This is a genomic window from Kribbella ginsengisoli, from assembly GCF_039537185.1.
Classification (GTDB): domain Bacteria; phylum Actinomycetota; class Actinomycetes; order Propionibacteriales; family Kribbellaceae; genus Kribbella; species Kribbella koreensis.
This window is the reverse complement of the sequence record NZ_BAABAA010000001.1, coordinates 991,570-1,004,369: the sequence shown is the minus strand read 5'-3', so window position 1 is coordinate 1,004,369 and position 12,800 is coordinate 991,570. Positions and strand designations below refer to the sequence as shown.

9 protein-coding genes are annotated in these 12,800 nt (G+C 66.9%); 3 read left to right on the top strand and 6 right to left on the bottom strand.

Annotated elements, in window-relative coordinates; all coding sequences use genetic code 11:
* Positions 1-3 precede the first annotated feature (3 nt).
* The 4 genes from ABD768_RS04405 to ABD768_RS04390 form a co-directional block, all read right to left on the bottom strand.
* On the bottom strand, positions 4-1,494 hold the full coding sequence (locus ABD768_RS04405; protein WP_344837598.1) for a PfkB family carbohydrate kinase: 1,491 nt from the start codon (positions 1,492-1,494) through the stop codon (positions 4-6).
* 180 nt (positions 1,495-1,674) lie between these two features.
* Positions 1,675-1,830, bottom strand: coding sequence for a hypothetical protein (locus ABD768_RS04400; protein WP_344837595.1), 156 nt, complete (start codon positions 1,828-1,830; stop codon positions 1,675-1,677).
* 280 nt (positions 1,831-2,110) lie between these two features.
* Positions 2,111-3,607: a PfkB family carbohydrate kinase gene (locus ABD768_RS04395; RefSeq protein ID WP_344837592.1), complete on the bottom strand. Its 1,497-nt coding sequence runs from the start codon at positions 3,605-3,607 to the stop codon at positions 2,111-2,113.
* Positions 3,608-3,674: 67 nt separating this feature from the next.
* Positions 3,675-5,522 (bottom strand): SCO7613 C-terminal domain-containing membrane protein, encoded by a 1,848-nt coding sequence (locus ABD768_RS04390; RefSeq protein WP_344837589.1) that lies wholly within the window; start codon positions 5,520-5,522, stop codon positions 3,675-3,677.
* Between the two features lie 398 nt (positions 5,523-5,920).
* Here ABD768_RS04390 and ABD768_RS04385 point away from each other — a divergent pair, with 398 nt between their 5' ends.
* Together ABD768_RS04385 and ABD768_RS04380 are read left to right on the top strand one after the other, a co-directional pair.
* Positions 5,921-6,595: a class I SAM-dependent methyltransferase gene (locus ABD768_RS04385; RefSeq protein ID WP_344837587.1), complete on the top strand. Its 675-nt coding sequence runs from the start codon at positions 5,921-5,923 to the stop codon at positions 6,593-6,595.
* A gap of 119 nt (positions 6,596-6,714) precedes the next feature.
* Complete coding sequence (locus tag ABD768_RS04380) at positions 6,715-7,149, top strand: DUF805 domain-containing protein (RefSeq protein ID WP_344837584.1); 435 nt, start codon at positions 6,715-6,717, stop codon at positions 7,147-7,149.
* 54 nt (positions 7,150-7,203) lie between these two features.
* Here ABD768_RS04380 and ABD768_RS04375 read toward each other — a convergent pair whose 3' ends face one another.
* Positions 7,204-8,613 (bottom strand): metallopeptidase TldD-related protein, encoded by a 1,410-nt coding sequence (locus ABD768_RS04375; protein WP_343978139.1) that lies wholly within the window; start codon positions 8,611-8,613, stop codon positions 7,204-7,206.
* A complete protein-coding gene (locus tag ABD768_RS04370) occupies positions 8,610-10,127 on the bottom strand; it encodes a TldD/PmbA family protein (protein WP_344837581.1) in 1,518 nt (505 codons plus the stop codon). The genes ABD768_RS04375 and ABD768_RS04370 overlap by 4 nt, the downstream gene beginning before the upstream one ends.
* A 72-nt stretch (positions 10,128-10,199) precedes the next feature.
* Between ABD768_RS04370 and hrpB the strand changes: the two genes are divergently transcribed.
* Positions 10,200-12,785 (top strand): ATP-dependent helicase HrpB, encoded by a 2,586-nt coding sequence (hrpB, locus tag ABD768_RS04365; protein ID WP_344837578.1) that lies wholly within the window; start codon positions 10,200-10,202, stop codon positions 12,783-12,785.
* The last annotated feature ends 15 nt before the right edge of the window (positions 12,786-12,800 follow it).

Below are 12,800 nucleotides of genomic sequence, written 5' to 3'. Positions count from 1 at the left end.
GTCTCAGTTGCCCGGTTGTGGCCTGAGAGTGAAGCGGGAGCGGCTGAGGAGGGATTCGACTCGGCGGCGGTCGGGCATCGAGTTGGAGAGGGGGAAGTCGGCGGTGGCGCAGGCCATTGCGGCTGTTGCCCACATGGCTTGCTGTTCGGTGAAGATGCCGTCGTTGTCGATCAGCTGGGCGGCGAGGGCCGCGCAGAAGGCGTCGCGGGCGGCGGACGACTCCTTGTAGATCGAGGGGAAGCTGGGGACGCTGAAGGTCTGGAGGTCGGTGTCCGAGTAGATCGTGCAACCGCCGTTCCCGGGGATGCAGAGGGTTTCGACGCCGTAGGCGAGCAGGTGGCGCGCCACCGGATCCGGGTCGAATCTTTCCTGGCCGGGTGGTGAATAGCGACCGAGTTCCCAGGCGTGGGCCACCATGTAGTCGATATGGGCCAGCGAATGCCGGGAGATGTCGTCCTCCGGATAGGGCTGCCCCGGAGTGACGATGACCAGTGGACGATCGTGGTCGGCGGTGTGGACCAGTTCAAGGGTCCGTTGCACTGTTTCCCGGGGAATCTCGAACGTCACCAGGACCGCGTCGCAGTCGGTCAGCTCCTGGGAGAGCCGCTCCACATCGCGAATCTCGAGTCTGATCTCCGTCGAATTTCGCCAGTTCACCGCGATGCTGTCGCCGAGCTCCATTTCGATGACGCCGGTGAACGGCGTTCGCGCCTGGCGGGCGATCTTCAGCAACGAGGTGTTGACGCCTTCGTCGTGCAGATAATGGATGATCTCCTGGCCGAAACGGTCGTCGGCCACGGCGGCGATCAGGGAGACCTCCAGGCCCAGGCGAGCGGCTGCCACGGCCTGCGACACGCCTTTGCCACCGGGTGAGAGATCGAATCCGTAGGCCTCGCTCGAGGTCTCGCTCTGGGGGAGCGACTTGGTGCGGAAGGTCGCGTCCATGACCGCGCCGCCGACGACGATCACGCGTCCTTTCGGCTCGGGGTTGGCTGCCGCGTCATCGGAGGGCGACACGACGGCATTGCGGGATCCAACCGAGTTTACTTCGCGGCGGATCAACTGCCGTGCCAGTTCCCGGAGTACTTCGCTCTCCGTCGTGCCGCGCAGAGCACGGTCGCTGGGGGCTTCACTGGCGGGCAGGCCCAACGAGTCGTGCAGTCGCGCCCAGTTGGCCAGCAGCGTACTTCTGCGGACGCCTAGCGAGCCGGCGTGAAGAGCCTGAACGATGCGGTCGTCGACACCGTGGGCGAGGTAATGCCCCGAGAACAACCCCAGCGCGAGGATCGCGTCAGCGACGATCCGATGAGTGCCGTCGATGGTCTCGAGAACGCACTGAGAAACCACGCCGTGGGCGGCTTCGGACAGGTCGACCTTGCGGACGTTGGCGTAACGCTGGACGGAGTGCAGATGGAGCAGAGGCGCGAAGGCCTGGCCGCGTTCGTCCTGCAGCCGAGCGGGCGTCAGTCCGTCGCGCCCTCGCAGCTTTTCCAATACGTGGGTCAGAACCAGTGCACTCGGAGGCTGCCAATCGTGACGGTGAATGGCCATCGGATCCGCTTCCAGGCTGGTGGCGCTGACAGGTATTGCGATGAACATTACAACTGGTATCAGGAATTTGCGACACTGGGATCTGCGGGGGTTCGCGCCATATCCGGAACGAACCCCCGTGCGTTAACTCTGCAATACCTCGGCGATGTTGAGGAGCATGTAGCAGGTGCCTGTCATCGCTAGGACAAGGAGGATCTGTAGGACCGTCCGCCAGTGCTGGACCACCAAGGTGGCCGTCAGCATCATCAGTACCAACACCAGTGCGTCTTTGAGAGGCATTATGATCCCTCGTTTCCGTGCGTGGTGGGTCTTGGTGTGGTTGGCGGGATGCGGGGCCCTGAGCATTTCCGTCATCTGTTGCCGCACTACCAGTTGGCCTTATCGCAATTGCGGAATCAATCGTCACTATTGGTGCTGCCGGCGGCTTCGAACCGCCAGTCGGCGCGTTGAAGGCGAGGCAAAACGGGGTTGCCGCCCGCCAAGGCCTGCCAATCGGGGGACCTTGGCTGCCAATTGGCAGATCGGCCATGGTCGTGACCCAACGGATACTTTTGTCGGCCTAGCTGGGCAGGGTGCGCAGACGTTGTTCGATCTCGTTGCGGTTGGGGAGGGAGGTGGGTTTGGCGAAGGCTTCGGCTGCGGTGGCCATGGCGGCGGTGGCCCATCTGGCGATGGTGGGGGTGAGGGTTCGGTTGTGGTCGAGGAGTTGGGCTGTGAGGGCTGCGCAGAAGGCGTCCCGGGCTGCTGAGGACTCCTTGTAGAGCGAGGAGAGGGTGGGGAGGCGGAGGGTGCCTGGCATGGATTCGCTGTGGGAGTAGATGGAGCCGCCGCCGTTGCCCAGGAAGCAGAGGGTTTCGACGCCTCGGGAGAGGAGGATTTTGCCGACTCGGTCGGGGTCGTAGCGGGTCATGTCGGCTGGCTCGTACTTCTCGAGCTCCCAGGCGTGGGCCACCATGTAGTCGATCGAGTGGAGGGCGGGGCGGGAAAGTTCCTCTTCGAGGTAGGGCTGGCCAGGGGTGACGATGGTCAATGGTCTGGAGTCCGGGTCGGCGTGGGCCAAAGCGAGCGCTTGCTGGAGGGTTTCGCGGGGGATCTCGAACGTGAGCAGGAGTGCGTCGCAGTTGGTCAGGTGCTCTTTGAGGTTGTCGATGTCCGGTACGTCGAGGCTGATCTCGGCTTCGTTGCGCCAGATCAGGGCGATGCTGTCACCTTGACCTTGTTCGAAGACGCCGGTGAACGGGGTACGCGCGTTGGTCACTCGCTTGATCAGCGAGACGTCGACCTTTTCGGTCTCGAGGTGGGCGACAATCTGATCGCCGAACTGGTCGTCCGCGATCGCTGCGATCAAGGCGACGTCGAGGCCGAGACGGGCCGCGGCCACTGCCTGGGTGAGACCCTTGCCGCCTGGAGTCAGGGAGAAGTCATGAGCCCGGCCTGACGTTTCGTGTCCGGGGATTCGCCTGGTGCGGAAGATGGCGTCCATCACCGCACCTCCGACCACCAGCACTCGTCGTGACCGCCGTTCCTGGGTAGAGGGACTGTCGGCCGCCTCCTCTGCAGAGGTAGTGAGGTGATAGGCGAGCTGGCTGAGTACTCGTCGTTCGACTGTTTCGCGGAGGGTGCGGTCTGACGGGGGGAGGCCGGCGGGTTCGTTCAAGGCTGTGTGTAATCGTTGCCATTCGCGCAGGAGCGCGGCACGGCGGCGACCTAGGGTGTCGGATTCGAGGTCTCGGATGGCTCGCTCGGGGACGTCGGCTGCGCGGTACACGTCGGAGTACAGGCAGAGAGCAAGTGTGGCGTCTGCAACGATGCGGTGAGTGGCGGTCGGGAGGTTGCCGACATACCGCCTGAAGACTTCGAGGGCGGCTTCTGGTAGCTCCAAGTGGTGGGTGGCGGCGAACTGACCAACGACCGGAAGGTTGAGAACCGGCGCCGAGTTGCGACGGTCTCGTTGGAGCCGTGCAAGAGCCAGCCCGTCATGCATCCTGAGCTTCAGGAGTGTGTGCGTGAGGACCTGGCTCTCGGGCGTTTCCGGCAGGTCAGCTGGGTTCGCCATACGCCTCCTGTGCCCACGACCGTCAGGACTCTCCAGTATGCGCACGTTCTTTGGTCGATGGAACGGTTCAGCGCAGGGCGGATAGCCAGCGGGCGGCTTGTTTGGCGTTTTGTAGGCGGCGTTCGTAGGTGGCGCCGACTGTGAGGAGGATCAGGCCGGCGGTGGCTAGCGTGATCCAGCGGGGGATCAGGGGGGCTACCTGGAGGAATTGCCAGAGGGCGATTTTGAGGAGGACGGTGGCGCCGATGATGAAGGGGGCCTGGAGGGAGTAGCGGGTGCCGATGAGGATGATCGTTACGGCGGCGGCTACTACGAGAGTGGTGCGGAGGTAATCGTTGTTGCTGTTGGCAACTAGGGCTGAGGGGACCAGGCCTAGCAGGAGGCCGGGGCCCAGGTAGATCCAGCTGGGTTGGGTGCGGTAGGCGTAGATGCCGATGGCGAGGAATACCGCGGCTGGGGGGACGGTGAACCATTCGAGGGTGGTGGCGCCGGATCCCAGGATGAAAGCGGTGTTGGCGAAGGTTAGTAGGGCGCCGGCGATTAGTAGGGCCTGGCGGCGGGCTGGGCGGGTGCCGTAGGCAACTAAGGGGGCGGCGGCGATGGTGAGGACGATGCCGGTGATGGTGGGGCTGGTGTCGATCAGGGCGATGAACTCTGCGATGGCGACTGCGCAGGTTGCGGGCCAGAGCAGTGAGCGCTCCAATTGAGAGCTTTGGTGGGGGACGAGGCAGGCGGTGGCGATTGAGATTGCGCCTGTTACGGCTAGGAGGATTGCTCCGGTCCAGAGGGTGAAGAGGCCGTCGTAGGTGGTCAGGACGATCGCTAGTTGGGTGGCGAAGCTGGCGGTGATCGCGGCGGGTGCGGGTTGCAGGCGGTTGCGCCATGTGGCGACGAGAGTCAGTGCTGCGACGGTTGTGGAGATGAGGCCGAGTTGCACGAGGTCGTCGAGGGCGGCGCAGACGAAGAAGTTGACTGCGGCAACAACCGCTGCCGCGGCCCAGAGCATGGTGACCCGTACGCCGGTCCGCGTGGGCATCAGGAGGGCTGCTAGGGCGAGAGCTGCGGCCAGGGCGGTGTCGAGCCAGCGGCCGGTGGTGGGGAGCTGGGGAAGGCACGTGGCTAGGGCGAACGCGGCAGCCGCAGTACAGGCTGATTCGCCGAGGGCTGGTGGAAGGGCTCGAGGGAGCGGGACCTTGCTGAGTAGGACGATGCCCACCAAGGCGGACAGGCAGATGACGGCGGTTGTGGCGAGGACTGGGGAGAGAGCGGTCGCGGAGCCGTCGACGAAGTCGTTGAGGTCTGGGTGGGATTGGAGTGAGTGGTGGGCGACCAGGCTGATGAGGATGCGGACAGAGCCGGTGATCATCAGGCCCCAGAAGACGACGGCGGAGCAGATCGCGCCGGTGACGCGGACGATCTTGGTCCCCTTCGACGTCCAGTACAGAGTGATCGCGACCTGGATGAGCAGGCCGAGCAGGAAGGGTGCCAGTGCGACGCGGTCGGCCAGCAGGAAGGGCAGCGGGAGTTGGCCGATGATGACGGCGGCGACACCGTACGTGATCGCGCTGGGTGCGATGCGTGACATCAAGAGGTTGGTCACGGCAACTACCGCTGCGGCCAGGCCGAAGTAGGTGAGGCCGTCCATGGTGTCGGGGCCGATCAGGCCGAGCGCGCGGGCGCCGTACAGGTCGACGGTGAGCAGGCCGCTGCCGAGGATGGCGAGCGCTTCGGCGGTACCGGCGAGTTTGTGGCGGGCGGCCGGGACGGAAGCTGTCAAGGAGATGGCGGCGAGAGTGGCGATGATCGAGGCCTGGACCGAGACGGCGAGGCTGTCCCAGGTCACGGCGAGGAAGGTGACGCCGGCGGCGAGCAGGAGGAGTACGCCGAGGCTGAGCAGCGTTGCCTGCGGGCTCAATCGCCTGCGCGGGCGAGGTGCCCGGCGCGGCTTCGGCAGTGGTGGCGGCGGGGGTGGCGGGAGCAGAGGGCCTTGCTGACCTGGGAGTTTGTGGACAGGCGCCGGGACTGCCGGCGGTGGCGGAGGTACTGGCCGGGCGGTGGAGATCGGGGGATAGGCGCTTGGCTGTACTACCGGCGGTGGCGTGGCCACCCGGACGTCCAGGCGGAGCTGGGTGTGGCAGACGGGGCACTGGATGTCAGTGGCGTGGGTGTTCATCTGGCGTCCTCCTCGATCGTTCACCTCACTATCGCCAGGGGGAACGCGTGGGCGCTTGAGTACGTCTACTCACTTCGTCGCGTAGGGTGCTGGGGTCTGCTGGTTCGGAAAAGACTGGCGAGGCGAACACGGGGAGCAAGATGAAGACTGGGTATGTGGAGCTCGCGAGGGCTCAGCAAGAGCGATGGCAGGCAGCGTACGAGCAGCATCCGAGCCTTCATGGCGCGGGGGCCTCGGCGGCGGCGCGGTGGACGGCGAAGTTGTTCGGTGCCGCGGGCATCGATGACGTGCTGGAGCTGGGCGCCGGGCAGGGGCGGGACGCGTTCTACCTTGCCAGGCAGGGATTCAGCGTGCATGCCACCGACTTCAGCGAGTCGGCGCTGCACCGGCTGCGGCTGGACGCGCAGCGGGAAGGGCTGGACGACCGGGTCACGGCGGCGTTGCACGACGTCCGCGATCCGCTGCCACCGGCCGACGCGACGGTCGGCGCGGTGTACGCGAATGTCCTGCTGAACATGGCTTTCTCGCGCACCGAACTCCGCACCCTGGTCAACGAGATCCGCCGGGTACTACGCCCTGGCGGGCTTTTCGTTTACACCGTGTGGTCGACCGATGACAGCCGTTTCGGCAAGTGCGCCGAGATCGGCGACGGACTGTATGCAAAAGACGGGTTCGCCGGCCGGTTCTTCGACCTCGACCTGGTGCACGAACTGGCCGACCGCTGGGAGCTCGGCGGCGCCGATCCGTACGAGGAGAACGGCCGCCGGCTGTGGCGGGTCACCCAGGCGAAACCGGCTCCGTTGATCTCAAGTTGACTCGAACTACGGCGTGCCGTGTTGCGATCTGGTCACCGAAGCGAAACCTTGCATTGACGAACCTAGTGGGTACCGACAGGCTCGGTCCGCGTTCACATTCGACCATCGGAGAAACACCCATGCAGTGGTACACAGATGTCATCAAGAAGTACGTCGAGTTCAGCGGCCGGGCACGCCGCAAGGAATACTGGATGTTCGTGCTGTTCAACGTGATCATCTCGATCGTGATCAGCCTCATCGACCGCATCATCGGCACCACCTACGGTTCCGCGAACCAAGGTGTGCTGAGCACCGTCTACTCCTTGGCCGTGCTGCTGCCCTCGCTGGCCGTTGCTGTCCGCCGGTTGCACGACACCGGCCGGAGCGGCTGGTGGATCCTGATCAACCTCGTTCCCTGTGTCGGCTGGATCGTCTTCCTGGTCTTCGCCATCCAGGAGGGCAACGCGGGCGACAACGCGTACGGTCCGGACCCGAAGGCCGCCGAGCGCTTCGGTGGACCGGGTGGCGGCGGCGAGCCGGGTTACCCGGGCTACCCGCCGGCCCCGCAGGCCTGATCAAGACAGAGGCCCGGCATCCCGTAGTACGGGTGCCGGGCCTCTGGCGTTCGGTCAGGACGCCTGGCTGACGCTGGACATGTTGAAGTCGGGGACCAGCAGCGGCGGGGTCGCCGTACGGGAGAAGTCGTCGCCCCACTCGCGGGAGAAGGTCGGTACGGTCGCACCGGCCGCCGTGAAGCGGGCGAGCACGTCGACCGGGCTCTCGTTGAAGCGGAAGTTGTTCACGGCACCGGTCACCTCGCCGTTCTCCACCAGGTAGACGCCGTCGCGGGTCAGGCCGGTGAGCAGCAGCGTCTGCTGGTCGACCGGGCGGATGTACCACAGCGACGTGACCAGCAGGCCGCGTTCGAGTCCGGCAACGAGGTCTTCGGTACTACCGGAGGCGCCGTCGACGGAGAGCACGTAGTTCTCGATCGCCGGGGTGACCGCGGGTGCACCCGTGAGGTCCGCGGTGAAGCGGCTCTGCATCAGGTTCTCGAGCTTGCCGCCGCGGATCCAATCGGTTGGGCCGAGAGCCAGTCCGTTGTCGAAGACGCTCGATGAGCCGCCTGACGCCCGGGCGACTGCGAACGGCAACGTCTCGAGCCCGGCCAGCTGAGGGTCCGAGTGCAGGGCGACGGGCTGCGGGAACAGCGTCTCGCCGAGCCGGGTGCCGCCGGAGGGCTTGGAGAAGACGCTGCGGCCTTCGTAGGCGTCGCGGCCGTCGAGCTCCCAGAAGAGAAAGGTCGTCAGGTCGGCGACCGCTGCGGGCGGAAGGACGGTCGGGTGCCGGCCGGCCTCGACGGAGACGGTACGGGTCGCCCAGCCGAGCCGGCGGGTGAGTTCGACGTCGATCGCGAGCGCGTCGATGTCGCGGAAGTCGCGGGTGGCTGCGCCGGCCCAGGCGGACTGGCTCAGGTCGCCTGACTTGCCTGTGGCCGAGACGAATCCCCGGGGGAGGCTCTGTCGCAACCGGAGTCCGGTGGACGAACCGACGTACAGGGTGACTACCTCGTGGTCGGCGAAGCCGTAGAGCCAGCGGCTCTCCTTGGTGGCCCGGGCGAGGGTCTCGCCGAGTGCTGGTGCGAAGTCGGCGTACACGTTGACGGAGGTCTCGTCGGGCTCCTCGCCCCAGCCCTCGCCGACAGTGCCCTCTACTAGCGGTCTGGCGTCTTCGGCCGGGCTGGACTCGCGTGCAGCGGCGACAGCGGCTGAGACGAGGTCCTGCAGGCTCACGTCGGTAACAGACGAGCGCCCGACTACCCCGGCCGCAGTGCCCTCGCCTGCGCCGACAGTGGCGATCACGGTGACCCGGGAGCCGCGCATGACGCCGTTGGTGGTCAGCGTGTTGTTGGCCCAGCGCAGGTTGGCACTGGAGGTTTCAGAGACCAGTACTACGCAACCCGATGCCCCTGCGGCTGCGGCGAGGTGCAGGCCGCGCTCGATGGTGTCCTGCGGGCTGAGCTGAATCGGGGACGTCACCGGCCGGCCTCCTGCGTGGTGTTGAGAATGCGGACGTCGCGGAACAAGGCGGACGGGCAGCCGTGGGTGACCGCGCCGGACTGCGAGGGCTGGGCCTTGCCGCAGTTGAGGGCGCCGCCGAGCACATACGTCTCGGGGCCGCCCACTGCCTCCATGGAGCCCCAGAACTCGGTCGTGGTGGCCTGGTAGGCGACATCGCGCAGCTGGCCGTCCAGCTTGCCGTCGGTGATCTTGAAGAACCGCTGACCGGTGAACTGGAAGTTGTACCGCTGCATGTCGATCGACCAGGACTTGTCGCCGACGATGTAGATGCCGTTCTTGACCCTGCTGATCAGCTCCTCGGTCGAGGGGCCGTCCACAGCGGGCTGCAGGGACACGTTGGCCATCCGCTGGATGGGGATGTGCCCGGAGGAGTCGGCGTACGCGCAGCCGTTGGAGCGGTCGGTGCCCAGTACGTCCTCGTTGACCTTCGCCATCCGGCGGTCGACCTGGTACCCGACCAGGACCCCGTCCTTGACCAGGTCCCACTGCTGGCCGGCCACGCCCTCGTCGTCGTACCCGACGGTGGACAGGCCGTTCACCTGGGTACGGTCGCCGGTGACCTGCATGACGGGGGAGCCGTACTTCAGGCTGCCCAGCTTGTCGAGGGTGGCGAAGCTCGTACCGGCGTAGTTGGCCTCGTAGCCGAGTGCGCGGTCCAGCTCGGTCGCATGGCCGATCGACTCGTGGATGGTGAGCCACAGGTTGGTCGGGTCGATCACTAGGTCGTAGGTGCCGGCCTCGACGCTCGGGGCGCTCATCTTGTCGGCCAGCCAGCCGGGGAGCTGGGCGAGCTCCTCATCCCAGTTCCAGCCGGTACCGGTCATGTACTCCCAGCCGCGGCCGGCAGGTGGTGCGCAGCTGGCCATGGTGTCGAACCGGCCGGTCTCAGCGTCCACTGCCGTCGCCCGTACCTTCGGGCCGATCCGGACGCGCTGCTGCGTGGTGGAGGTGCCTTCGGAGTTCGCGTAGAACTTGCACTCGTTGACGGAGGAGACGTGCGCGGTCACGTGGGTGACGGCGTCGTGCTGGAGCAGTCGGTTGCTCCAGTCAACGAGCAGGGCGACCTTCTCGGCCCGCGGAAGGCTCAACGGGTCGATCTCGTACGCCGAGGTCCAGGTGACGTCGTCGTAGATCGGCTCGTCGGCCAGCTCGATCGGCTCGGAGTTGATCGGGCGGGAGATCTGCGCCAGGTGAACGGCCTGCTCGGCGACCCGGACGGCCTCGTCGATCGTCAGCGCGACGCCGGCGGCGAAACCCCAGGTCCCGTCGTGGATCACCCGCACGGCGAGGCCGAGATCCTCGTCGTCGCGAGCGCTCTCGAGGACTCCGTCCCGCACGTTGATCGACTCGGACCGGATCCGCTCCAACCGGAACTCGGCAAAGGTGGCCCCCAGATCCTTGGCCCGCTGCAACGCGGCATCGGCCAGTTCGTGTCGGGGGAGGGTCAGGAAGGAAGCATCGACTTCAGGCACGAGTTCGACCTTAACGCCCCGCCGGTGCGCTCGGCCGTCGGTGGGCGCAGGCGGTCGGCTAGCGTCGGCGGTGTGCTGCTGCCTGATCCGTCGGTGCCTGGGGCCGACCTGCCTGTCCGTACGGTGCTGCCTGCGACTGTCGAGGCGGTACGCCGGCATGGTACTGCGGTGTTGGTGGCGCCGCCCGGATCGGGGAAGACGTCGTTGCTGCCGCTGGCGCTCGCCGATGCGCTGGACGGTGTGGTGGTTGTCGCCGAGCCTCGGAGGATGGCGACGCGGGCTGCCGCCAGCCGGTTGGCGATGCTGGTGGGTGAGCCGCTTGGGCGCCGAGTCGGGTATGCGATGCGTGGTGAGCGTAGTGGTGGTCGCGACCTGAGGGTGGAGGTGGTGACGACCGGGCTGCTGGTACGGCGGTTGCAGCAGAATCCGGACCTGCCTGGGGTTGCCGCGATCGTCATCGACGAGTGCCATGAGCGGCATCTTGATGCGGATCTGCTGCTGGCGTTGTGCGTCGATGTCCGGACGAATCTGCGCGAGGAGCTGGCGATCGTCGCGACGTCGGCGACGGCGGAGACGGTGCGGCTGAGCGGCGTACTGGGTGATGGCCTGGGTGGCGCGGCGTCGGTGGTTACTGCTTCGGCGGTGATGTTCGGGGTGGAGGTGGAGTGGGTGCCGCCTCCGGTGGCGGTGCCGGTTCTGCCTGGCGGGCGGGTGGATCCGCGGTTGCTGGATCACGTTGCGGCGGTGGTACGGCGGGCGTTGGGTGAGAACGAGGGGGACATCCTCGTGTTCGTGCCGGGGGAGGCCGAGATCAACGGGGTGGTGCGCCGGTTGGGTGATCAGAACGTGTTGCCGTTGTTCGGGCGGCAGTCTCGGGCTGAGCAGGAGAGGGCGTTGACGCCGGGGGCTGGGCGGCGGGTGGTGGTTACCACGTCGGTGGCGGAGAGTTCGCTGACGGTGCCGGGGATTCGGGTTGTTGTCGATTCGGGGCTGGCTCGGGAGCCGCGGACGGATCAGTCGCGTGGGTTGGGGGCGTTGGTGACTTGCCGGGTCTCGAAGTCGTCGGCGGATCAGCGGGCGGGGCGGGCCGGGCGGGAGGCGCCTGGGCGGGTCTATCGGTGTTGGTCGGCGACCGATCACTCGCATCTCGATGATCATCCCGCGCCGGAGATCGCCACTGCTGATCTGGCCGGGTTTGCTTTGGATCTTGCGGCTTGGGGTGCGCCGGGTGGCGCTGGTCTGAGGTTGCTGGAGGCGCCGCCGGTGGTGGCGATGAATGCGGCGACCGAGCTGTTGCGGCGGCTGGATGCGATCGATGAGAACGGACGGATCACTTCGCGCGGGCGGCAGATGGCGGCGATCGGCGCGCATCCGCGGTTGGCTCGCGCGTTGCTGGACGGTACGTCGCGGGTCGGCGCCGAACGGGCTCGCGAGATCGTCGCGATGCTCTCCGACGATTCCGCCCGCGACTTCACCGACGACCTCCCCGCCCGCTGGCGCTCCCTCCGCCAAGGCACCGACCGAGCTGCCACCTCGCGCTGGCGAGAAGAGGTGAAACGACTGAGCCGCGGCACAGAATCCGCGGGGAGTGCTGCCGAAGTCGGGTCCCGACCGGCTGGTGGCATTGCGGCCGGACCAGCCGGGCGGTCGGCGGCAGGCCGGGCGATCGGCGGGCCTTCGGCGGTACGTGATGACCTGGCGGCCGGGATCGTGGTGGGGCTGGCTTATCCGGATCGGATTGCTCGGGCTCGGGAGGCGGATTCGGCGTCCTACCAGATGTCGGGTGGTACCGGGGCGGCGCTGGATCCTCAATCGCCGTTGCGGAGTACTCGGTGGTTGGCGATCGCCGTGGCGGATCGGGCGCCGGGCAAGGCGGATGCGCGGATTCGGCTGGCGGCGCCTCTTGATGAGGGGACGGCTCGGGAGGTCGCGGGGGAGCTGGTTTCTTCCAGTGAGGTGATTCGGTGGGAGGACGGGCGGGTGGTGACGCGGCGGGTGGAGACGCTGGGGGCGATTGTGCTCAGCGACGTGCCGTTGGCGAAGCCGGATCCGTTGCTGGTGCAGGCGGCTGTTCGCGATGGGCTGAGGAAGAGCGGGCTCGGCGTACTGCGGTGGTCCGAGGCGGCGGTTTCGTTGCGGGAGCGGCTGGCGTTCTGTCATGCGCATCTTGGCGAACCGTGGCCGGCGGTTGATGATGCGGCGTTGCTGGCGAACCTTGACGACTGGCTTGAGCTGTCGTCGGTGCGGGGCGCAAAGGATCTTGCCCAGCTCGATGTGGCGTCGGGGCTCAAGAGGCTGCTGCCCTGGCCGGCTGCGACCCGCTTCGGAGAGCTTGCGCCGGAGCGGATCCAGGTGCCGTCGGGGTCCCAGGTGCGGCTCGCGTACGACGGCGTCGAGCCGCCGGTGCTCGCCGTCAAACTGCAAGAGGTCTTCGGCTGGACGACAACCCCGGTTGTCGCGGACGGCCGCGTCCCCGTAGTTCTGCATCTGCTCTCACCCGCCAGACGCCCGGTCGCGATCACCAGCGACCTCGCGTCCTTCTGGGTCCAGGGCTACCCCCAGGTCCGCGCCGACCTCCGAGCCCGCTACCCCCGCCACCCCTGGCCAGAAGACCCCCTGACGGCACCCCCAACCAAACGAGTCAAACCCCGCCAGTAGGAACTGGAACCAATG

Bases quoted from the DNA above. Each gene is read 5' to 3' on its own strand.
- ABD768_RS04395 (WP_344837592.1), bottom strand. From the start codon at position 3,607: ATGGCGAACCCAGCTGACCTGCCGGAAACGCCCGAGAGCCAGGTCCTC.
- ABD768_RS04380 (WP_344837584.1), top strand. From the start codon at position 6,715: ATGCAGTGGTACACAGATGTCATCAAGAAGTACGTCGAGTTCAGCGGC.
- ABD768_RS04385 (WP_344837587.1), top strand. From the start codon at position 5,921: ATGAAGACTGGGTATGTGGAGCTCGCGAGGGCTCAGCAAGAGCGATGG.
- ABD768_RS04400 (WP_344837595.1), bottom strand. From the start codon at position 1,830: ATGCCTCTCAAAGACGCACTGGTGTTGGTACTGATGATGCTGACGGCC.